This is a genomic window from Mesorhizobium sp. C372A, from assembly GCF_030323245.1.
Lineage (GTDB): Bacteria > Pseudomonadota > Alphaproteobacteria > Rhizobiales > Rhizobiaceae > Mesorhizobium.
Map to the genome: position 1 here is coordinate 510,690 of NZ_CP100475.1, position 22,164 is coordinate 532,853.

Here is a 22,164-nt window from a genome sequence, read left to right on the forward strand (position 1 = left end):
GCACAGCCGGCAAGGTAGGAATTTAACCGGGCTAACCATCTTCTGGGACTTCGCACGCAAATCGAGGCGGCAGTCAATTCAGTAGCAGCCCGGGCGTGTGTTCTGCTCATTCCGGCCCCTCGCACTTAGCAAGGAACTGCGCCGCTCTGCCGGGCCAAAGGCCCGACGCCCGAAGGGCAACCGCTCCTACGCGATCGCGTCCGCCTCCAGAAGCCGCCATCGAAAAGAATGCTCGCGTCGTCACCACCTACGGCCAAAGCGGGCAATCAAGGCAGCTGGCATCACTCTGCCACACATCCTTGACGAGCAACTCGCCTGAGATCAGCCCCAGAACGTAGGTAACACGCGCCGCGCCGGCGCTTGTCGAACATGCTGATCAGCCTGTCTTACAGGCGGTGATTAGGTGGGGCTCAACATCTTCCGGGACTTCGCACGCGATTTCGAGGTGGCAGTCGGTACCAAGAAACGAAAGGTCGGATCGGCGTGCCCGAGACGCTCAATGATTTCAGGCAAAGGCGCCAGGCGAGATGCCTCCTGCAACATCATTTCCCGCATCCACATGCTTGCCGGATCACTATTGTGAAGCTCAGGCCATTGGACGGCTTCCGTGAATGCAGGAGGAGGAAGTGGCGGCGGAAGTTGGACAATCCGCAGGGGTGTTGTTTTTGCGAAATGCTGCGCCAGCCGTAAGGGCATAGTCCCGATGCGGCTGGTGCCTGACAGGACGGGCGGGATCAGGCTAAAGCCCTGTACGACAACTTCGATACGTCTCTCGAAACCGTGCTCGAGCAAATACCATTCCTCCATGGTGGGCTGCCGGGTGTGCCTGAATTTGAGCACAACATGCCCCATGCACAAGTATCGCTCGAATGTAAGTGGCTCCGACAGCTGCTTGTTCGTGCCGCAGCCTACGCCTACGAGCTTATCTTCGAACAGGGCTGCGCGAGGATGTTTCGACATGAACACTTCCGGCATAATCAGAAAATCAACGTCGCCGCGCCGGAGAAGCTCCTCGGGGTCGTCGCAAATAGGCAGACATTCAAAGCGAACGGCGGGAGCTTCCCGCGCAGCGCGCTCTACTATCTTCCTAAAAAATACGAGCGTGATGTAATCGGAAAGCATGATTCGGAAGAGACGATCCGATTGGGCCGGGTTGAAGGCGTCGGGCGAAATAATCGATAGCTGGATGTGCAGCAATGCGTCCCGGACTGCTGGGGCGAGCCCGTCGGCGCGCGGCGTCAAAATGAGCTCGCGGCCGTTCATCGTAAATAGCTCATCGTTGAAATAGGCGCGTAGCCGAGCAACGGCGGCGCTCATGGCCGGCTGGCTCAGGTTGATACTGCGAGCCGCGGCAGTGACTTTACGCTCCCTCATCAGAGCGTCCAGCACAACGAGGAGATTTAGATCCAGCCCTTTAAAACGCATGTCATGTTCTATCCAACGTGTGGATGCGTATCATTCAAACAATCAATTTTACGAATTTACGAGCCATGCATTAGAGGAACGGAAAGTGAGCGACGTCAAGCTCAAATCGACGACACGGGCCGGAACTCGAGAGAGCGTCTGGCTCACCTTCGCCAACGACAACGGCTGAGTGCAGCCAACAACGCCGCTTTGGTCGAGTAATGCGGCCGCAAAAACCAATATGAAGAGAGGTCCTGAATGCGCCATCAGGTGCAGTGGAAGTTGTGCTGGGAAAACGAGTTGCAGCTCTCCGATCACGTTAAGCTCGCCGAGTTCTTTCGTGATACGTACGGGCCGACTGGGGCGTCCAACGCAGAACCGTTCGAAGGTAGTCGAAGCTGGGCCGGAGCCAGGCCTGAACTCCGCGTAATCGCCTATGATTCAAGCGGTGTAGCGGCTCACATGGGCATACTGCGCCGTTTCATCAAGGTCGACGCGGTCGACCTGTTGGTGGCTGAACTGGGCCTGTACGGGGTACGTCCGGACCTTGAGGGTCTGGGAATCGCCCATTCAATCCATGTCATGCTTCCAATACTGCAGGAGCTTGGCGTTCCATTCGCTTTCGGAACGGTCAGGGACGCGCTGCGGAATCATGTTGAGAGGTTCGGACGGCGATACAGCCCTATGGCCGTTTTGTCGGGAATTCGCGTGCGCTCCACCCGACCAGAGGCCCGCCTCGACCTGCCGCCCACACGCATCGATGACGCACTCACAATTGTTCTGCCAGTTGGACGGCCGATCAGCGAATGGCCCACGGGCACGATGATAGATCGGAACGGACCAGAGCTATGAGCCGGTCCGATTGCTTGTACGAAGTGCGCCGTGAGTGCTCTGACGGCACCGGCCGTCGAAGCGTTTATCTGACGTTTGACGACGGTCCCAATCCACTTTTCACACCGGAGATTCTCGACGTGCTGGCAGAGCAGCGGGTGCCGGCGACTTTCTTCGTCATCGGCGCCTACGCCTTAGAGCACCCATATCTAATCCAACGGATGATCGCAGAAGGGCACGAGGTAGGCAACCACACGATGTCTCATCCGGATCTGTACCAATGCGGTTTCGGCGAAGTGCAACGTGAGGTCTTTGAAGCGAACGACGCCATAATGAGAGCGTGCCCGCAGGCCTCGGTCCGCTTTGTTCGCGCGCCCTACGGCGCCTGGAGCGAAGAAGTCTGCACAGCATCACAGATCGCCGGGCTGGCGGCCCTTCATTGGTCCGTCGACCCTCGAGATTGGTCTCGCCCTGGGGTCGAGGCGATTATCGATAAAGTGCTCGCCTCCGTCCGGCCGGGCGCAATTGTACTCTTGCACGACGGATGCCCTCCCGGCGAGTTGAGCCAGGGCGCTCACGCCGGCATGCGCGACCAGACGGTCACGGCGCTGTCCCGGCTGATTCCAGCACTGCGTGAGCGCGGATTTGTAATCCGCTCACTTCCTCAACATCACTGAACAACGAGATCCCATGACTCTTCTTGGTACAACCAGCACTGTGGCCATTTCGCTTTATGCACTGCTCTCGACTGCCTATAAGAGCATGCAAGGGCTTTATGCTATGCCGACAAAGGATTCGTCGGGGTTGGAGGTTCTCGTCGGCTCCGACAAACTGCCCAGCGTGGATGTCATCGTCCCCTGCTTCAACGAGGATCCGCGCACGCTTTCAGAGTGCCTGGCTTCCATTGCAGACCAAGAATACGCCGGAAGACTTCGGGTCTATTTGGTTGATGACGGTTCTGGAAATCGCGAAGCCTTAGGAACTGTCCACGAAGACTACGCGCGCGACCCCAGGTTCGACATCATTTTGCTTCCCGAGAATGTTGGAAAGCGCAAGGCGCAGATCGCCGCGATACGACGCTCATCAGGGGATCTGGTGCTTAACGTTGATTCAGACACGGTACTCGCGCCCGACGTCATTTCCAAGCTTGTACCGAAGATGCGAGATTCAGCGGTCGGCGCAGTCATGGGTCAATTGACGGCCAGTAACCGAACCGAGAGCTGGCTGACCAGGCTGATAGACATGGAGTACTGGCTGGCTTGCAACGAGGAGCGCGCGGCACAGGCTCGCTTCGGTGCCGTTATGTGCTGTTGCGGCCCATGTGCCATGTACCGCCGGTCTGCGCTCCTTTTGTTACTGGACCAGTACGAGTCGCAATTTTTTCGGGGCAAGCCAAGCGACTTCGGTGAGGATCGCCATCTCACTATCCTGATGCTGAAAGCAGGCTTTCGAACCGAATACGTTCCGAGCGCCATCGCGGCCACAGTCGTTCCGAACAGACTCGCACCGTATCTGCGCCAACAACTCCGTTGGGCACGAAGCACATTCCGGGACACGCTGCTTGGGCTGCGCTTGCTGCCTAACCTAAATAGCTATCTCACGTTGGACGTGGTCGGACAGAATCTCGGCGCGCTACTCCTCGCCCTATCGGTATTAACGGGCCTCGCACATTTCGCACTGACAGGCACTGTGCCTTGGTGGACAGGACTGATGATTGTGTCCATGACCATGCTCCGATGCAGCGTGGTAGCATTTCGTGCTCGACAATTTCGATTTCTTGGCTTTTCGCTGCACACGTTCATCAACGTCTTTCTCTTGCTTCCGTTGAAGGCCTACGCGCTGTGTACCTTGAGCAATAGCGATTGGCTGTCGCGAAGCTCTGCTGTCGCTACATCGAACACTGGGGGAAAACAGGCCCCCACCCAAGCTCCGATCACTGGTTCCAGCAGGGCAGAACTCTCGCCCCATTCGGCTCCGCTTCGCAGGCTCAATCTTGCGCGGGATTCTTCGGAATTAGTCCTGTCGGACAACATTTGCGGCGACGACTGACCGCAAATACCTAATGGACGAGAGGTGCACGAGTTTGACCCAGAACGTGAATCATCAGTTGCTTGATCGGGAATTGGCCGCTGACGATCCGTGGCGCCTCGACGGCAATCCATTCGAGCGGAAGCGCCACACGCAAATGCTCCAGCTGGCGCTTGCCCAAGGCTCCATTACAAATGCCCTCGAAGTCGGGTGCGCTGCCGGCGCATTCACGGAAAAACTAGTCCCCTACTGCCAAGGGCTCACCGTCATCGATGTCGTGGCGCAAGCGATTGCTCGAGCACGTCAACGGATAAAGGAGCCGTCGCGCATCAACTGGATAGTCTGCGATGTTCAACAGTTTTCGACCGACGAGTTGTTTGACGTGATCGTTGTGGCGGAGGTCCTCTACTACCTCGGAGACATAGCCGAGATGCGCGCGGCCATCAAAAACCTGGTGCGGGTGCTTGCGCCAGGCGGGCATCTGATCTTCGGATCGGCAAGGGATGCTAATTGCCGTCGCTGGGGTCACGCCGCTGGTGCTGAGCCGGTCATCGCCATGCTGAACGAAACGTTGATCGAGGTAGAGCGGCTTGAGTGTCGGGGCGAGTCGGTCAACGAAGACTGCTTGCTCGTCCGTTTCCGGAACCCGATTTCCGCTTCCTGATGAATCTCGAATCTATCGCCGTTAACGTGGAGACACTATGCGCATCTGTGGTACCAAGCTGACCCATGATGGGGCGATCGCCCTGGTCGAGGATGGACGGCTCGTCTTCTGCGATGACCAGGAAAAGCGGCACAACGATCCGCGTTACCAATCCATCGATAATCTCGACGCAATTGTCGCCGCTTTAGCGGAGCAGCGGCTAGATCCTTGTGATGTCGATCAGTTCGTTATCGACGGCGGGGATGGCGAAGACGAGTTACAGTTTCAGATCGGCAGGGAACCAAGCAACCGCCAGTTTTGTCGTCCCTCTCGGTAAAATGAACCCATGTCCATGATAGCGATCGACCTTACTGACGTAAGCAAAACTTATGACAAGCTCGTTGTCGACAGGCTGTCGTTCCGCGTTGCGGCGGGGGAATGCTTCGGGCTCTTGGGACCGAACGGCGCGGGCAAAAGCACGATTGCGCGTATGGTCCTCGGCATGACATCGCCTGATGCGGGGAAGATTACTGTGCTCGGCGCTCCAGTGCCGGCGCGCGCGCGTTTGGCACGTATGCGCATCGGCGTGGTCCCGCAGTTCGACAATCTTGATGCCGCGTTCACTGTACGCGAGAACCTGTTGGTGTTCGGGCGCTACTTCCGGATGAGCAGACGCCAGATCGATGCGGTCATACCATCGCTGCTTGAGTTCGCCCGCCTCGAGAACAAAGCGGATGCGCGCGTCGCCGAACTGTCCGGCGGCATGAAGCGGCGCCTGACGCTCGCGCGTGCGCTCATCAATGACCCGCACTTGCTGGTGATGGACGAGCCGACCACCGGCCTCGATCCGCAGGCCCGCCACCTGATCTGGGATCGGCTGCGATCGCTGCTGGCGCGGGGCAAGACTATTCTTTTGACTACCCATTTCATGGAAGAGGCCGAGCGGCTGTGCGATCGGCTGTGCGTTATGGAGGAGGGGCGCAAGATCGCCGAAGGTCGCCCGTCCGAACTCATTGACGAGCAGATCGGCTGTGACGTGGTCGAGGTCTACGGCGGCAATCCGCATGAACTGGGTGCGCTGATCCGGCCGTACGCACAGCGCATCGAGGTGAGCGGTGAGACGCTTTTTTGCTATGCACCCGATCCGGAGCAGGTGCTGGCGCAGCTACGCGGGCGCACGGGTCTACGCCTTCTGCAGCGTCCCCCCAATCTCGAGGATGTGTTTTTGCGGTTAACCGGGCGCGAGATGGAGGACTGAACAATGGGCGAACGTTATGCGGCGGGCATGCCCGCCAATGCGTGGAATTGGGTCGCGGTTTGGCGCCGCAACTATCTTGGATGGAAGAAAATCGGGCTTGCATCGGTTCTCGGCAACCTCGCCGATCCGATGATCTATCTGTTCGGTCTCGGCTTTGGCATCGGAACAATGATAGGTCCTGTTGAGGGCACTTCGTACATTGCGTTTCTCGCGGCTGGCATGGTTGCCACAAGCGTGATGGCATCGGCGACCGCTGAAACGGTCTACGGGAGTTTCGGCCGCATGGGCGACCAGCGCACCTGGGAAGGAATGCTATGCACTCAGCTGACGCTCGGCGATATCTTACTCGGCGAATTGGCGTGGGCAGCCACGAAGGCCCTCATGGCGGGCACAGCAATCACTATTGTTGCCACCACGCTCGGCTACGCATCGTGGCCATCCATCCTCTGCTTGCTGCCAGTCATCGCTCTCAATGGCCTCGCCTTCGCGAGTCTAGCGATGGTCGTCACGGCGCTTGCGCCCAGTTATGAATATTTCATATTTTATAATACGCTTGTTATTACACCCATGCTGTTCCTTTGCGGCGCGATGTTTCCGATCAACCAATTGCCCGGCGCTTTTCAGTATGCTGCCTCCTTATTACCGCTCGCACATGCAATCGACCTCATTCGTCCAGCGATGCTTGGCCGTCCGATTGACAAAATGGGCCTGCATATCGGCGCGCTTTGCATATACACAGTTTTGCCCTTCTTCTTTTCGATTGCTCTTTTTCGTCGAAGGCTGATGCGTTGACGCTACTCACCATTCGAATTGAATGTTTGGTCGCAACCCATTCACACGCCGCCTAGATCAAGACATGCGTTTTAAGGGACTCGATCTGAATCTCCTCGTTGTGTTGGACGCTCTGGTCAGGGAACGTAAAGTCACCGCGGCGGCCCGCAGTATTAACCTGAGCCAGCCGGCAATGAGCGCCGCCGTTGCTCGGTTACGCGCCTATTTCAGCGATGAGCTATTTACGATGAGCGGCCGCGAGCTCATTTTGACACCTCGCGCTGAGGGGCTCGCCCCAGCAGTCAGGGAGGCATTGCTGCACATCCAGCTATCGATTATTTCCTGGGACGCCTTCAACCCAGCCCAATCGGATCGTCGCTTCCGGATTATCCTTTCCGATTACATCACGCTCGTATTTTTTAAGAAGATCGTAGAACGTGCTGCGCGGGAAGCTCCCGCCGTCCGCTTTGAATGTCTCCCTATTTCCGACGATCCCGAGGAGCTTCTCCGGCGCGGCGACGTTGATTTTCTGATCATGCCGGAAGTATTCATGTCGAAACATCCTCGCGCAGCCCTGTTCGAAGATATGCTCGTGTGCGTAGGCTGCGGCACGAACAAGCAGCTATCAGAGCCACTTACATTGGAGCGATACTTATCGATGGGGCAGGTTGTGTTCAAATTCGGGGACACCCGGCAGCTCTCCATGGAGGAATGGTATTTGCTCGAGCACGGTTTCGAGAGACGCATCGAAGTTGTCGTACACGGCTTTAGCCTGATCCCGCCCGTTGTATCAGGCACCAGCCGGATCGGGACCATGCCCTTACGGCTGGCGCAGCATTTCGCAAAAACAACACCCCTGCGGATTGTCAAACTTCCGCCGCCACTTCCTCCCGCATTCACGGAGGCCGTTCAATGGCCTGCGCTCCACAATAGTGATCCGGCAAGCCTGTGGATGCGGGAAATGATGTTGCAGGAGGGATCTCGTATGATTCCTCTGCCTAAGAGCACCGGACGTCTCAGTTGTCCCCAAATTGAGAAACTGCCCCCCCCTCGACTATGAGAGGAGGCATGGATGGCGATCCCCCGCCGCCTGCGACCCCGCAACTGCTCAGCAGAAGGGCGAAGCGAACGAGAGTGAATCCATTTCGTAAATGTGTGCCTATCCAAGCAATCGATTTCTGCAATTGTCCGATGACGAATATGAACGCGCCTGAAGGTGTGGAGGCGGAAGCCTGTTCGGGCCCTTGCGGCCGACCACGATGAATCCCTTCCAAACCTTCAGCCGGACGGTGTTGTTGACGCGCTCCATTAAACGCCGGGACCAAACATATTCGGCGGGAGCACTGATCCTGAACCAGCGAGCGGATGCAGTCGGTTGCCGGTCGGGGAGCAATATAGGGAGCTGGGTCGCCAGCCTCCGGAGACTTACGTGACAACCATTCCTTAAAGGATTCAGCTTTGAGACCCTTCCCTCTGACTTCCGCGATTTGGGGCATTGTGTTGATCAGCGGCGTGGTCAACGTGCTTGCGCTCATCTCGCCGCTGTTCATGCTTCAGGTCTATGACCGCGTTCTGGCAAGTGGCAGCGTATCCACGCTGGTGGGGCTCGTCGTGCTTGCTGCGGGGCTTTATGCGTTCCAATGCCTGCTCGACATTTTGCGCGCCCGCGTGCTGCTGCGGATTGGCGAGCGTTTCGATGGACAGTTTTCCGGACGCGTTCACGATGCGATCGTTCGCCTTCCGCTTTCAACGCGCATGCCGGGCGACGGCTTGCAGCCGCTTCGCGATCTCGACAATGTTCGCGGCTTCTTAGGTGGAAACGGTCCGACAGCGTTCTTCGATCTGCCATGGATGCTGTTTTATCTTGGCATTTGCTTCCTCCTTCATTTCTGGATCGGCATGACGGCACTTATCGGGGCGGTCGGTCTCACATCTCTGACACTCCTTGCCAACACTCTCTCGCAAGGGCCGATAAGCGATACCGTTGCCCACAACATGGCACGCAATGGTCTGCTGCAAGCAGCGCGTTGCAATGCCGAGGTCGTGCAAGCTCTCGGTCTTGGAAAGCGGATCGCTGCCCGATGGCAAAAGGCCAATGCCAAGTGTCTGGCCGCCAACCGGAAAGCTGGGGACGTGGCAGGTGGGCTGGGTGCCATTTCAAAGTCGCTGCGCGTGCTGCTGCAATCGGCCATTCTTGCCGTCGGTGCGTACCTTGTCGTCAGGGAAGAGGCTACGGCCGGGGTCATGATTGCCAGTTCGATCATGATGGGGCGTGCGCTGGCTCCGGTCGACCTCGCCATTTCAAGCTGGAAACCCTTCCTCATGGCGCGCCAGGGTTGGGCGCGGCTGGAGGACCTCTTGGAAAAGGTTCCTGAAACCGCTCCTGTTATGCTAATGCCTGCACCTGAACGCGAACTGCGCCTCGAAAGCGTGACAATCGTTCCGCCCGGCGAAAGCAAGCCGACGGTGACCGGCCTTGCGTTTGCCATTCAGGCGGGAAGCGCACTCGGGGTCATCGGCCCGTCGGGCTCGGGCAAGTCGACACTCTCGCGCGCCATCGTCGGCGCATGGACGCCGGTCGCCGGGAAGGTTCGCATCGACAGCGCAAGCCTCGATCAATGGGACCGGGAAGCACTAGGCCGTCACATCGGCTATCTGCCACAAGGTGTTGAATTGTTCGATGGCACCATTGCCGAAAACATCGCTCGTTTTGAAGATGATCCTGACCCTGAGGCTATTGTCGCCGCGGCGAAAGCAGCGGGCACGCACGAACTGATCCTCCGATTTGAGCACGGATACGAAACTCCGATTGGTGAGGCCGGATCGGCACTTTCCGCCGGGCAGCGTCAGCTTATCGGTCTTGCCCGGGCCCTTTATCGAGACCCTTTCCTTGTCGTGCTGGATGAACCCAATGCCCATCTCGACGCGGAAGGCGAAGCTGCAGTCGTTAATGCGATCGCCTCCGTGCGCGAGCGCAAGGGCATTGCGGTTGTCGTCGCCCATCGGCCGAGCGCCATCCGCGCCGTCGATTTGGTGTTGGTGATGGAAGGTGGACGGCAGCGATCATTCGGTGCGCGTTCCAAAGTCCTGAAGGCCATCGAGTCTACACAGGATCACGTGGCAGAGCGCGCTGACATGGAGGATCCCGGTGTCCGGCATTCATCAGAACAATGACGTTTCGAGTCCATTCGCCGGCACCTGGTGGCGGGCCTTCTGGCGAGCGTGATCTTTGTGGGAGGAGCCGGAGCCTGGGCGACCTTCACGAATCTCTCCGGTGCGGTTGTAGCGTCCGGACACTTTGTCGTCGTTTCCTAGTGAGAAGATACAGCACCCGACTAGCGGGGTGGTCGGAGAAATCCTGGTGAACCCGGCATTTCGTACTACCTGGTGCGCCTGTCGGTTCCGATCTCGGCTCGCGCGAACGCGCTCCCTAACGTTCCATTGCTCGCAATGGGCAGTGCCGGCGCGACTCGGCAACACAGCCCCATGCCCGTTCTTCCGAGGGCGGCCCAACCAGGACGACCGGTTGCCAAGTTTTCCTGGACCGTTCTTTGAGTGTGAATGTTCGGGCCGATTGCCTGGGGCGTGTCCCCGCCGCCTGCGAGCCCGCAACTGCTCAGCAGAAGGGCGAAGTGAACGAGAATGCATCCATTTCGTAAATGTATGCCTATCCAAGCAATCGATTTCTCCAATTGTCCGATGACGAATATGAACGACTCAGGCAGGGGCATCATTAGGAGTATTTTCAATGGCAAAGATTATCGAAGGTGGCCCGGGTTCCGAAACACTCCTCGGCACCGAGGGTGTTGACTGGATCGAGGGTTACCAGGGCGGTGACTGGCTTGACGGTCGTGGCGGCAACGACGAGATCTCGGGTGGCGCGGGCAGTGACCGAGCCATCGGCGGCGAGGGTAACGACCGCATCTTCGGCGGAGATGGCTGGGACGATCTCTCCGGCGACAACGGCCGCTTCAACGCGCGCGTCTCCGGTGAGGACAATGACAGGCTCAGCGGCGGACCCGGCCAGGATGTCCTCTACGTGGGTGACGGCCAGGACACGTTGACCGGGGGCAGCGACAGTGACACGTTCGTGTTCCAGTTCCACAATCCGGTGCCTGGGGTTGTCGGGTCGACGTCGGACATTACCACTATCACCGATTTCAACCCGGCGGAGGACAAGTTCGCCTTCGATGCGGTAGGCCTCTACAACGACGGTTTTGGCGCGAACTTCGTCAACAACGCCAGCATACAGTCCGGCTACCCGGTGAGCAGCTTCTACAGCGGTGCGGCGTCGGGTGCGAACGGCGAACACGTCGTGGTGATCACTGGTGAATCTTTCAACTCTGCTAATGAGGCGGCGAGTGCGATCTCCGGCGAGCACGCCGGCGACATCATTGTCTACCAAAGCAGCTACACTGACAGAGTTGCAACTCTGGCCTATGTCACCGCCGACGGCAGCGCGCACGAGTTCGCCCACCTGGGCGGTGTAGTCACCGTGGCCGACCTAGGCCTGACCGCGTCGGACTTCACCTTCGTTTGATCCAGAAAACCCATGCGGAACCGCGCCCGCCCCGCCCCCCCGGGCGGGCGCTTTCCCGTCCGTTTCCGCTACTTGCCATGGGCCGGGGCGCCTGGGAGCAGTCAGCGTGTACAGTGACGAAGCCCTGCGCGTCGCGCTGGTCGTGGACCGAAATCTCCTGAAGGTGTGGAGGCGGAAGCCTGTTCGGGCCCTTGCGGCCGACCACGATGAATCCCTTCCAAACCTTCAGCCGGACGGTGTTGTTGACGCGCTCCATTAAACGCCGGGACCAAACATATTCGGCGGGAGCACTGATCCTGAACCAGCGAGCGGATGCAGTCGGTTGCCGGTCGGGGAGCAATATAGGGAGCTGGGTCGCCAGCCTCCGGAGACTTACGTGACAACCATTCCTTAAAGGATTCAGCTTTGAGACCCTTCCCTCTGACTTCCGCGATTTGGGGCATTGTGTTGATCAGCGGCGTGGTCAACGTGCTTGCGCTCATCTCGCCGCTGTTCATGCTTCAGGTCTATGACCGCGTTCTGGCAAGTGGCAGCGTATCCACGCTGGTGGGGCTCGTCGTGCTTGCTGCGGGGCTTTATGCGTTCCAATGCCTGCTCGACATTTTGCGCGCCCGCGTGCTGCTGCGGATTGGCGAGCGTTTCGATGGACAGTTTTCCGGACGCGTTCACGATGCGATCGTTCGCCTTCCGCTTTCAACGCGCATGCCGGGCGACGGCTTGCAGCCGCTTCGCGATCTCGACAATGTTCGCGGCTTCTTAGGTGGAAACGGTCCGACAGCGTTCTTCGATCTGCCATGGATGCTGTTTTATCTTGGCATTTGCTTCCTCCTTCATTTCTGGATCGGCATGACGGCACTTATCGGGGCGGTCGGTCTCACATCTCTGACACTCCTTGCCAACACTCTCTCGCAAGGGCCGATAAGCGATACCGTTGCCCACAACATGGCACGCAATGGTCTGCTGCAAGCAGCGCGTTGCAATGCCGACTTGCGCCTGCAGGTGCAATCGGCCATTCTTACCGTCGGTGCGTACCTTGTCGTCAGGCAGGAGGCTACGGCCGGGGTCATGATTGTCAGTTCGATAATGATGGGGCGTGCGCTGGCTCCGGTCGATCTGGCCATTTCAAGCTGGAAACCCTTCCTCATGGCGCGCCAGAGTTGGGCGCGGCTGGAGGACCTCTTGGAAAAGGTTCCTGAAACCGCTCCTGTTGTGCCTATGCCTGCACCTGAACGCGAACTGCGCCTCGAAAGCGTGACAATTGTTCCGCCCGGCGAAAGCAAGCCGACCGTGACCGGCATTGCGTTTGCCATTCAGGCGGGAAGCGCACTCGGGGTCATCGGTCCATCGGGCTCGGGCAAGTCGACACTCTGGCGCGCCATTGTCGGCGCATGGACGCCGGTCGCCGGGAAGGTTCGCATCGACAGCGCAAGCCTCGATCAATGGGACCGGGAAGCACTAGGCCGCCATATCGGCTATCTGCCACAAGGTGTTGAATTGTTCGACGGCACCATTGCCGAAAACATTGCTCGTTTTGAACATGATCCTGACCCTGAGGCTATTGTCGCCGCGGCGAAAGCAGCGGGCACGCACGAACTGATCCTCCGATTTGAGCACGGATACGAAACTCCGATTGGTGAGGTCGGATCGGCACTTTCCGCCGGGCAGCGCCAGCTTATCGGTCTTGCCCGTGCCCTTTATCGAGACCCGTTCCTTGTTGTGCTGGATGAACCCAATATCCATCTCGACGCGGAAGGCGAAGCTGCAGTCGCTAAGGCGATCGCCTCCGTGCGCGAGCGCAAGGGCATTGCGGTTGTTGTCTGCCATCAGCCGAGCGTCATCCGCGCCGTGGATTTGGTGTTGGTGATGGAAGGTGGACGGCAGCGATCATTCGGTGCGCCTTCCAAAGTCCTGAAGGCCATCGAGTCTACACAGGATAACGTGGCAGAGCGCGCTGACATGGAGGATACCGGTGTCCGGCATTGATCAGAACAATGACGTTTCAAGCTCCATTCGCCGGCACCTGGTGGCGGGCCTTCTGGCGAGCGTGATCTTTGTGGGAGGAGCCGGAGCCTGGGCGACCTTCACGAATCTCTCCGGTGCGGTTGTAGCGTCCGGACACTTTGTCGTCGTTTCCTATGTCAAGAAGGTGCAGCACCCGACTGGCGGGGTGGTGGGAGAAATCCTGGTGCGCGAAGGCGATAAGGTAAAAGCCGGCGACATCCTCATGCGGCTCGATGCCACCCAGGCGCGCGCTAATCTCGCCATAGTCACCAAGCGGCTCGATGAGCTGGCCGCCTACTTGGCACGACTCGATGCTGAGCGTGACGATCTCGCGGAAATCCCCTTCCCGGACTGGCTACTCGCCCGAAGAGATGTTCCGGACGTAGCTTCGGCAATAGATAGCGAGACGTTGCTGTTCGAATTCCGCAGGCAATCCCGCGACGGGAAGCAGGCGCAATTGGCGGAACGCATTACTCAATATCACCACGAGATCGAAGGACTCAAGGCGCAGGAAATTGCCTGTGAAAAAATGATCGAGGTTCTCCAAAAGGAAATTGCTGTTCTAAGTGGGCTGCGCAACCAAGGCATTGTCTCGGACCAACGGTTGAACAGCCTGAAGATCCAGGTTGCCACTTTCGGTGGCGAACGCGGTGAGAAGATCGCAGATCAGGCACAGACGGCAGCCCGCATAGCCGAAACGCGCCTGCAGATCCCGCAGATCGATCAGGATTTCAAGTCGGAAGTGGGCCAGGAGCTCAGAGAGGTTCAGGCGCAGGTCGGGGAGTATGTTGAGCGCAAGGTGGCGGTTGAACAGGAACTGCGGCGGATCGATATCGTCGCGCCGCAGTCAGGCACCATTCAACAACTCGCAATTCATACGGTCGGCGGAGTGATCACGCCCGCCGATCCGATCATGCTAATCGTGCCGGAAGGCGACGATCTTGCGCTTGAAGTACGAATCACCCCGAAGGACATCGACCAAATCCAGCTTGGTCACAAGGTTGTGCTGCGGATGTCAGCCTTCAATCTGAGAACCACGCCGATATTGAACGGATATGTCAGCCGGATCGCAGCCGATCTGGCGACGGATGAAAAAAACGGCATTTCGTACTACCTGGTGCGCCTGTCGGTTCCGCAGGCGGAACTGACGAAGCTCAAGGGCCTGACGCTCGTGCCCGGTATGCCGGCCGAAGCGATGGTCCAGACGGGTGAGCGTACGGCGCTTTCCTATTTCGTGAAGCCGCTGTCGGACCAAATCAGTCGGACATTCCGGGAGGAATGAAATAACCCACAGGAATCTATTGTTGCCATTTCTGTTGGTTGTCCGCATGCTATGTGCGTGGTAAGATCTGAAAGCACAGACATTTCTACTTGCCTCTGGGCACCGCTTGTTTCTGTAATATTCAGCCCATGTTGCAACTGAGTATCCTTGGTTTCCAACGGTTTTTACTGGTGCGCGGCTGATGGACGCGACATGAAACGCGACATGAAAAACCCGCCACCAGCCGCAGCGGGCTGTTCGTTTCTCTTCTGCGGAATGAAAGTCAGTCAGTGCCGCGTGGCTGACATCGCCTCGAACATATCCCAAGCCGCATCTCGGTTTCGGTGCTTGCCGGATTGACGGCAGCATTTCTACTCGGCTGCACCGCTTCCGCATACGCTGATTGCTTGGGTGAAAGCGACTACAGGGTCTGCACAGATTCCTATTCCGGTAAAAATGGGGATCAACATGTGAGATCGTAGGATACCGAAGGGAATAACTATTCGATTGACACCGAACTCTTCGCTTTCCGAACGGAGGCCAAGAGATCACCAGTAGCGATAGCGAAGGAAACTCCACTCCATTCGCTCCTGGACAGACAGCACCGGAACTCATTCCGTGGACACTGAAGGCAACGAATGCACCATCACGCCATCAGGTACTATGATGGAATGCGGGGAATAGGTGCGATGCGATGAAGAAGTTCGGCGTCTTTGGCTGCACTGGTTGCGTAGCCGCCATTATCATAGGGTGGCTGCTCGGTGTGCGCATATTGGTAGTTCAACCGATCGGAGCCATTCCTGAGGGTGTAACTGCCATAGTATATGGGGTTCCGGATCTGCATCTCGTTGACAGTCCGGATGCCATCTGCCAACGAACCCAAGGGGGCGTCAGTCTCCTATGTAGAGGAATGACAGCTGCGGCAATTGCTAACCACGGCAAGATCCTTGCTCGGCTACCCTACAGCGAGATGCTTTTTCGTCTTAGCGGCGCTCTCGTTCTTGACCGGTAAGCCGGACGGCTTTCGATTTGCGCATATGTTGTTGTTGCACATCAGGGTATACTTGGAAGTGACACCAAAGCGTCGGGTTCAGCAGGGTTGCGCTGGGCAGCCCGGTCAGCCTCCGACACTTGCGGACGCTCCGTTATAAGACATTCCCTCTTCCTCTCGGGGGCGCGCGCGCCACTGTTCGACCCGCTCGTCGACCCATCCTACGGATGGAGCCCAGGACTTCGACTTGCTGGCCGTTTATGGACCGGCCGCTGGGTTGCTTTTCGGCATCGGCACACCAAGAAGCTTTGGACGCCTACGAGGTAGTGGCAGCTCGCTGAAGCGCCTAGCTCGCCTAATCACTTCGGATAAGATCGTCGTAAAGCGAGAGATATACGAAGCTCCGCCAAACGGGGGGTGCGGCTCGCAGCAGCAACAAATTTGCGTCAGGCTTCACGGAAGCTCTTGAAAAGATATGCCGAGCGCAAAGACCATACCCAGCCGTGGGACATGGCCGGTGCAGTTGGGGGTGCTTGTGGGGCTTAACCGCACCGGCCACTGCGGGAAGATATGAGACCCCCACTCCTCTGCCTAAGATATAGGCATATTAGCAAGCGAGCAAATTATCTCGCAATGCCACCTTGAAGGCTCAACCGCGAAGCCAACTTAATTCCGAGAGAGCGGACGGAACTGGTGAGCGCTTTGTCGAACCCCGGAAGCAGTGAGCATCTTTGGGCATTGGACCTTGCCGACCTGCGCAAGGAGTTTGGAAAGTTTCGTCAAGAGCGCGGGACAACGCCCCTTGAGTGGGACGAGCACACCGAAGCTGTTCGTTGAAGAACGACGGGAACGCCGCCGGGAACCGGATTTGTCCGAGCCGTTGGGGAATGGCTAGGCTAGCGTCGCGATCATCATTCACCTTCCGGCGTGGGGGTCTTGTTGTCAGCCTTCCAACGCATGCACACACACCCCCCGGAACTTTTGCCGGGTCGCCGTGTTCGTTGGTGATGACGAAAATTGTTGACCTTGGACCGCCTAAGCCCGGCAAGCCACATGACGCTGAATGGCCGGAGCATTTCCATGCGTGCCCCATCTGCGGCCAGCAGGTAGACCGACACGACTTCCGGCAGGTGATGTGGCACGAGCAGCCCGATCACGAGCCGCTCGATCTCAACCAATAAAAAGCCTGCCGCCCTTCCGGCCGCGCGGGCGGACGACAGAGACGTCACACCGCAAGCCTCACCAGCAATGGAACAATCGGCCATCACCGTCGCGGCCCTGAGGGTACCCAGCCGCAGGAGGGTCCTAAAGCCGCACAACCTTGTCGAGATGCAGGCGTATCCGCTGGCCTTCTGCGAAGGCCAGTGCGAACGATTCCAGGGCGAATGAGCGTGTAATTTCCTGGTCAGTTTCAATGATGCGGACGACCCATTCGCCACTGGCTCCGACCACTTCCACGCAAGGCGCGGCCTTGCAGATTGGCACCACGTTGCCCATCACGTCCTCCCTACGAAAAGCAATGGCGAGTCGACTTAAAACCGTCGTAGCCGGTAGATCAATAACAATTGCTTGTTCGGATCGGACGAACCAACCTGGATGGGCAATACGACCGGGGGCTAATGCCACTTCGGTCAGGCGAACCCTCCGGGGAACCTACCGTGAGATAACCTCTGCTTCAAGTCGTTGGCATTCAGGATGGCGCCCAGCTCTTCGGCATACTCCATGTCGGGAAGGTCGACAGATGGGTGGCCCGCTACAATAGCCGGGAGCCCGGTGAACACGTCGAATACCGTCCACGTCCCATCCGGTTCCTGCCTTTCGTCGTACCGCAGAGTTGCCATGAGGGGATCATATAGTCACCCTTAGGTGTTGGGAATATTTGGTCCACGGAGGCTCGCGATCCGGAGCGCTGATTTCGCCGCTTTGAAGATTGCCGATCTCGTCGACAGAGATCAGGCCGCTCAATCTGCGATCGAACTTTATGGGATGGAAGCACCGACCGCCGTGGCGCACTGCGCTTTGGAGGCGCATTTCGACGGTCGACCAGATGACTACCGCTTTTGGTGCGATGTCTTTCACCAACTGAGAAAACCAAACTGACGGAACTTTGCCGCAGCATCTTGTTCGGTCGCGCATGGCTAGAATAGCCGACCTTGGACCGCCTATCCCCGGCAAGCCACACCAACCGCAGGACTGTGACGATCGATTTCACGCATGCCCGATCTGCGGTCAGCAGGTCGACAAACGCGATTTCCGCCAGGTGATGTGGCACGAGCAACCAGATCACGATCCAATTGAACTGGATCAGTGAGGCAGGAACAACTTGGCAGCCTTCAGGGCCACGTCACACTAGGAATGAAAGCGCGGGCCGGACCCTTTGCCGCCGGCCGGCAGCGGTAAGGCATCCTCACGAGCGCTGCGGTGGACCAACTTTTCCATTTACGCGTTGTTCCTAAAGCAAATGAAAGGTCATGTCCCATCAGGTGGTGTAGCTCGGCGGTAGCGAAGCCGCTCACGAGCGCGCCGTTAGTAGCTCTGTAGCGAGCGAGCGGCGTGTGGGTGGTCATCGGCGCTTTCCGGTAGGGTTTGGTTGTTGACCCCAACCCATTTCGGAAGGACCACTGATGACCGACGACATGATAAACCTGCGCACGCTCGTGGAGAAGACCCCGGATGCCGATCTGCTGCGGGAGATGATCGGCTTTGCCGCCGAGCGACTGATGGAAATGGAGGTGGGCGCGGCCACCGGCGCCAGCTATGGCGAGAAGAACCCGCTGCGGCTCGCCCAGCGCAATGGCTAGCGCGACCGGGATTGGGAGACGCGGGCCGGCACGGTCGAGCTGCGCATCCCGAAGCTCAGGAAGGGAAGCTACTTCCCAGGTTTCCTCCAACCGCGCCGCATGGCCGAGAAGGCGCTAACCGCCGTCATCCAGGAAGCTTATGTGCAAGGCATCTCGACCCGGTCGGTTGACGACCTGGTCAAGCCATGGGTATGAGCGGCATATCCAAGAGCCAGGTCAGCCGGCTGTGCGAAGAGATCGACGGCAAGGTCAAAGCGTTCCTTGAAAGACCCATCGAGGGCGACTGGCCATATCTGTGGATCGACGCCACCTACCTGAAGGTGCGCCGCGGTGGGCGATCGTCTCGGTCGCCGTTATCATCGCTGTCGGCGTCAATGCGGACGGCCGACGCGAGGTGCTGGGCATGGAGGTCGGCACGTCTGAGGCCGAGCCGATCTGGACGGAGTTCCTGCGCAAGCTGACCCGCCGTGGCCTGCGCGGCGTCAAGCTCGTCGTCTCCGATGCCCATGAAGGCATCAAGGCGGCCGCCACCAAGGTGCTGTGCGCGACATGGCAGAGGTGCCGCGTCCACTTCATGAGGAACGTGCTGGCCCATGCCGGCAAGAGCGGGCGCCGCGTCGTCGCCGCTTTCATCGCCACCGCCTTCGCCCAGGAAACGCCCGGGGCCGCAAGTAGGCAATGGCGCGCCGTCGCCGACCAGATCCGGCCGAAGGTGCCCAAGCTGGCGACAATCATGGACGACGCCGAGCCCGACGTGCTGGCCTACATGACCTTCCCCAAAGAAGATCGCGCCAAGCTCCACTCGACGAATCCGATCGAACGTCTCAACGGCGAGATCAAGCGGCACACCGAGGTCGTCGGAATCTCAGGCCGAAACGATTGTCAACCAGAGGCGCTGAGGGAGCTATACCTCACGTTTGAGTGTTGCTCTTGCGCAATAGCTAAGTCGGCAAACGAAAGAAGTCGCTCGGCTTTCAATAGCCGGGCGCTCTTGCTCATGGAACAATCAGACTCAGCGCGAGTTTGAATGCGACGATGAGCAAAGATTACGCAATACAATCATCCGTTTGTATCGAAATGGCACGTTCGCTCCGATCATGTCTGGCGGAAGAGCGAGCGCTCATGCATCATTTCCGGGAGGAACTCACCTCGGTACGGAGTGACAGTGTTTACTCCCGCCAGGACCGCATCAGATCCGAACAGCAAAAAGCCCCTGCCGTGGGGCTAGGGCTTGATGGGATGGCCCGCGCCTGCTTCCGAGGCTGCGCGGGCCGACCATGACGAGTGAGGGACGCATCTTGGTCACCGGCACGGACCGCTGAAGAACGAGCCGGTTGTAGCCAAACAGCCTCAGAGCGGGAATGTTCCCGCCTGACGCAAAAACACCCGTGGCTCAGCCGGCGGGCTCTGTTGCAGGGGCACTGTGCACGCGGGCGGCGTCTGCCGTCAATGCAGTTTGCCGACTAGCCGAGCGTATTCGGCTTCAGCCCTGCCATATGACCCATCAGCCAGCGCAATTAGACGCGCGCGATCAAGAATGACTACCTCTCCTCGCATTGAGCGTATCAGACCTTGGCCCTCCAAGGTTTGCAGCGCTATGGTGACGCCGGGCCGCCTGACACCGAGCATAACTGATAAGAACTCGTGCGTAATCGCAAAGCTGTTCCCGTCGACGCGATCATCACACATCACCAGCCATCTTGAGAGCCTGTCGACTATGCCGCCTGCTCGTCATCCGCCGCGCAGCACGCGCCAGATAGACCAACAGGGCGTAACTAAGCGAGGCGAGCGCCGCCGCTGCCATGCCAGTGACGCCCAATGCGCCGAGGCCCATCAACTTCCACAGGGTCACCTCGGCAGTGGCCGCCTCACCCCGGTCATGTCTTCGCTGAAGGATTTCACCGCGTCTTCAGCCTTGGCAAAACGCTGCACCAGCTTGTCGGTCTTGGCGTACATCTTCGATCGGCTGGCGGCTGGGCGCTGCTCGGATTGCTCGTAAGAGAGCGCGGCTCAAGCATCGCTGTCGTTTAATGTCGCGCCGGATCTCGGTTGCGTCTCGCTGAACGCCCTCCATGGACGCCCTTCATCGTTGGGCCACCATCTTGTTGTTTGAATAGCCGCCTTCGTGCGCGAGCACTTTGGCAGGCGCTTTCTTTTCGCGCGAAATTGCCACCGTTTTAAAGCGGGAGGGTCGGGATGCAGGTTTTCGATGACATCGAGGCGCTGCTGGATGCGGGTGAAGCCTCGACGGCACTTAAGGAAGTGCTGGCGCTGGTGCATCAATTTGGGCCCGGGTCCAATGTCTTGGCGGGCGCGGTCGGTGACCTCATTATTGACCTGTCGACGCTATCATTCGTCGCCGATGCTTACGGAGGCCGCATCGCAGAGGCGGCGCGCATCTTGGCCCGAAAAAGACTATTGAAAATCAAGTTGCTCGCACCTCGTCAAAGCGTTGAAGCGGTCAGCTAGAGATTGGTGGTCGCTACGAAAAACGTGTAGACCTGCTCGGTGCTCCGACGCATCGAAACCTCTCGCCGTCATCGGTTCCGTACGGACGAAAGAGCCGCCTGACCCTGCGACCAGATGAAAGCTTGGACTTGCGGCAGACCGCAAGCAGTTGGAGCTTGAATTGCCGACACACTCTCAGGAACCGTTGCCGGGATCGCACTCCATTGGTCGTCGGCCCAGATCCGGCGCGCCTCGCTTAAGGTGCCGGTCGAATATGGCCAGCTTCTCTTCGTAGCCGAGCCGCACTCTGGACCTGCAGCTATCGCATTTGAAACCGGCAATCGTTTTCAGCCAGGATCCCCTTCTCACCATAGGGCGTGAACAGGAGGGGCATTGGAATTCTAAAGGTACGTCGCGCAGTTCATTTGATAGAGGCACTGTGCATGTTCTCCTCAGCGGCACGGCCACTGCAACAAAGTAGAAGGAGAAATGTTTCCGGCTTCGGCCATTTGCGCGAAAGAATCGGACCTAAGTCTAAATGGTGAGCGGCCTGAAACCCCATTCGCCTTGCTATCGGCCTTTGCGTCGGAAATTGAAATAGCGAGGGTGATCGAAGGCGGCCCGGGCGTGAGGCTGGCAAGTGGGGCCAAGACGGCGGCGGTAAAGCGGAGCCTGTGGCGATCAAATAACCGGTTCGCCCAGAATCTCGTTCACCCAGCTCATAGTTCTCAGCCCGTATGCCATTCCGGCGCAGTCGGCAAACCAGTCGAAGACACTCATGTCACGCCCTGTGACGCATTGAAGGATTTCGATCGCTGCGCCCGTTAAAGCAAGTAGAACCGCCAGCCGGACCACCTGTTGGGGCCAGCCGAGGCTACCCAAAGCCGACAAGGTGGCGAACGCGGCGGCGTGGTTGAGCTTGTCGTGATGAGACGTAAAGGCCAATCCGAGGGCGTGCAGCAAGTGGTCTGGCAATAGCGCGAGCAGCAGGACGACTGCCAACGTGGAGAGAAAGGCAGCCCTTGCCATGCTCTGATAAAAGCTCGACTGCGGCAATCTATTCGTAGCACTCCCGGTTCCTAGTTCTCGCTTGCCATACTGGTGCAGTAGGCAGAGCTCCAACCTGCATCTGAGCTTCGAGCGCGAACAACTGGCATGCTTAACAGGCCTCCTGATGTCATCAGGAA

General features: G+C 58.5%; 19 protein-coding genes and 5 pseudogenes. 17 read left to right on the forward strand and 7 right to left on the reverse strand.

What is annotated here, in order from left to right; genetic code table 11:
• Positions 1-91: 91 nt before the first annotated feature.
• Positions 92-319, forward strand: a pseudogene (locus NLY42_RS31980) (IS1634 family transposase); the annotation flags it as partial.
• An 80-nt stretch (positions 320-399) separates the two neighbouring features.
• Here NLY42_RS31980 and NLY42_RS02355 read toward each other — a convergent pair.
• Positions 400-1,425, reverse strand: coding sequence for a LysR family transcriptional regulator (locus NLY42_RS02355; RefSeq protein ID WP_023712679.1), 1,026 nt, complete (start codon positions 1,423-1,425; stop codon positions 400-402).
• A 237-nt stretch (positions 1,426-1,662) separates the two neighbouring features.
• Here NLY42_RS02355 and NLY42_RS02360 point away from each other — a divergent pair, with 237 nt between their 5' ends.
• The 13 genes and pseudogenes from NLY42_RS02360 (at position 1,663) to NLY42_RS02420 (ending at position 14,758) form a co-directional block, all read left to right on the forward strand.
• Positions 1,663-2,256, forward strand: a complete 594-nt coding sequence (locus tag NLY42_RS02360; RefSeq protein WP_023694280.1) for a NodA family N-acyltransferase — start codon at positions 1,663-1,665, stop codon at positions 2,254-2,256.
• Positions 2,253-2,912: a chitooligosaccharide deacetylase NodB gene (gene nodB, locus NLY42_RS02365; RefSeq protein ID WP_023672235.1), complete on the forward strand. Its 660-nt coding sequence runs from the start codon at positions 2,253-2,255 to the stop codon at positions 2,910-2,912. Before NLY42_RS02360 ends, nodB begins: the two co-directional genes overlap by 4 nt.
• 13 nt (positions 2,913-2,925) lie before the next feature.
• Positions 2,926-4,284 (forward strand): chitooligosaccharide synthase NodC, encoded by a 1,359-nt coding sequence (gene nodC / locus NLY42_RS02370; protein WP_031244915.1) that lies wholly within the window; start codon positions 2,926-2,928, stop codon positions 4,282-4,284.
• A gap of 13 nt (positions 4,285-4,297) precedes the next feature.
• A complete protein-coding gene (nodS, locus tag NLY42_RS02375; protein ID WP_023755874.1) occupies positions 4,298-4,927 on the forward strand; it encodes a nodulation methyltransferase NodS in 630 nt (209 codons plus the stop codon).
• Positions 4,928-4,964: 37 nt separating this feature from the next.
• Positions 4,965-5,198 (forward strand): annotated as a pseudogene (locus NLY42_RS02380) (carbamoyltransferase N-terminal domain-containing protein); the annotation flags it as partial.
• Between the two features lie 54 nt (positions 5,199-5,252).
• Entirely contained in the window at positions 5,253-6,164 is a 912-nt protein-coding gene (nodI, locus tag NLY42_RS02385; protein WP_023685034.1) for a nodulation factor ABC transporter ATP-binding protein NodI, read from the forward strand.
• 3 nt (positions 6,165-6,167) lie between these two features.
• Entirely contained in the window at positions 6,168-6,956 is a 789-nt protein-coding gene (locus tag NLY42_RS02390; protein WP_023698293.1) for an ABC transporter permease, read from the forward strand.
• A gap of 64 nt (positions 6,957-7,020) precedes the next feature.
• Entirely contained in the window at positions 7,021-7,995 is a 975-nt protein-coding gene (locus NLY42_RS02395) for a LysR family transcriptional regulator (protein ID WP_023685036.1), read from the forward strand.
• Positions 7,996-8,393: 398 nt separating this feature from the next.
• Positions 8,394-10,109 (forward strand): type I secretion system permease/ATPase, encoded by a 1,716-nt coding sequence (locus tag NLY42_RS02400; protein WP_286440852.1) that lies wholly within the window; start codon positions 8,394-8,396, stop codon positions 10,107-10,109.
• Positions 10,084-10,314: pseudogene (locus tag NLY42_RS02405) on the forward strand (HlyD family type I secretion periplasmic adaptor subunit); the annotation flags it as partial. The gene NLY42_RS02400 and the pseudogene NLY42_RS02405, both read left to right, overlap by 26 nt.
• A gap of 369 nt (positions 10,315-10,683) precedes the next feature.
• A complete protein-coding gene (locus tag NLY42_RS02410; protein WP_023673926.1) occupies positions 10,684-11,475 on the forward strand; it encodes a calcium-binding protein in 792 nt (263 codons plus the stop codon).
• A 447-nt stretch (positions 11,476-11,922) separates the two neighbouring features.
• Positions 11,923-13,458, forward strand: coding sequence for a type I secretion system permease/ATPase (locus NLY42_RS02415; protein WP_502881992.1), 1,536 nt, complete (start codon positions 11,923-11,925; stop codon positions 13,456-13,458).
• Positions 13,445-14,758, forward strand: coding sequence for an HlyD family type I secretion periplasmic adaptor subunit (locus tag NLY42_RS02420; RefSeq protein WP_023755072.1), 1,314 nt, complete (start codon positions 13,445-13,447; stop codon positions 14,756-14,758). Before NLY42_RS02415 ends, NLY42_RS02420 begins: the two co-directional genes overlap by 14 nt.
• A 1,881-nt stretch (positions 14,759-16,639) precedes the next feature.
• On the opposite strand, the gene NLY42_RS02425 is transcribed toward NLY42_RS02420, so the two are convergent.
• The 3 genes from NLY42_RS02425 to NLY42_RS02435 form a co-directional block, all read right to left on the reverse strand.
• The gene (locus tag NLY42_RS02425) at positions 16,640-16,993 is read right to left on the reverse strand and encodes a hypothetical protein (protein WP_156934600.1); all 354 of its coding nucleotides are present in this window, start codon (positions 16,991-16,993) and stop codon (positions 16,640-16,642) included.
• A 40-nt stretch (positions 16,994-17,033) separates the two neighbouring features.
• Positions 17,034-17,225 carry a hypothetical protein gene (locus tag NLY42_RS02430; protein WP_023672259.1) on the reverse strand — a complete coding sequence of 64 codons (192 nt, stop codon included), beginning with the start codon at positions 17,223-17,225 and terminating at the stop codon, positions 17,034-17,036.
• Between the two features lie 134 nt (positions 17,226-17,359).
• Entirely contained in the window at positions 17,360-17,569 is a 210-nt protein-coding gene (locus tag NLY42_RS02435; RefSeq protein WP_023756188.1) for a hypothetical protein, read from the reverse strand.
• Positions 17,570-17,714: 145 nt separating this feature from the next.
• Between NLY42_RS02435 and NLY42_RS31985 the strand changes: the two genes are divergently transcribed.
• Positions 17,715-17,828 (forward strand): Y4oE-related protein, encoded by a 114-nt coding sequence (locus tag NLY42_RS31985; RefSeq protein ID WP_502882206.1) that lies wholly within the window; start codon positions 17,715-17,717, stop codon positions 17,826-17,828.
• Between the two features lie 524 nt (positions 17,829-18,352).
• Positions 18,353-19,394 (forward strand): annotated as a pseudogene (locus tag NLY42_RS02440) (IS256 family transposase); the annotation flags it as partial.
• A 581-nt stretch (positions 19,395-19,975) separates the two neighbouring features.
• Here the strand turns inward: NLY42_RS02440 and NLY42_RS02445 are convergent.
• Both NLY42_RS02445 and NLY42_RS02450 read right to left on the reverse strand, forming a co-directional pair.
• A pseudogene (locus NLY42_RS02445) lies at positions 19,976-20,242 on the reverse strand (Crp/Fnr family transcriptional regulator); the annotation flags it as partial.
• Complete coding sequence (locus NLY42_RS02450) at positions 20,211-20,363, reverse strand: hypothetical protein (RefSeq protein ID WP_245263610.1); 153 nt, start codon at positions 20,361-20,363, stop codon at positions 20,211-20,213. The pseudogene NLY42_RS02445 and the gene NLY42_RS02450, both read right to left, overlap by 32 nt.
• 362 nt (positions 20,364-20,725) lie before the next feature.
• Between NLY42_RS02450 and NLY42_RS02455 the strand changes: the two genes are divergently transcribed.
• Positions 20,726-20,998 (forward strand): hypothetical protein, encoded by a 273-nt coding sequence (locus tag NLY42_RS02455; protein ID WP_023756182.1) that lies wholly within the window; start codon positions 20,726-20,728, stop codon positions 20,996-20,998.
• Between the two features lie 660 nt (positions 20,999-21,658).
• Here the strand turns inward: NLY42_RS02455 and NLY42_RS02460 are convergent.
• Positions 21,659-22,033, reverse strand: a complete 375-nt coding sequence (locus NLY42_RS02460) for a VanZ family protein (protein ID WP_245260896.1) — start codon at positions 22,031-22,033, stop codon at positions 21,659-21,661.
• Positions 22,034-22,164 lie beyond the last annotated feature (131 nt).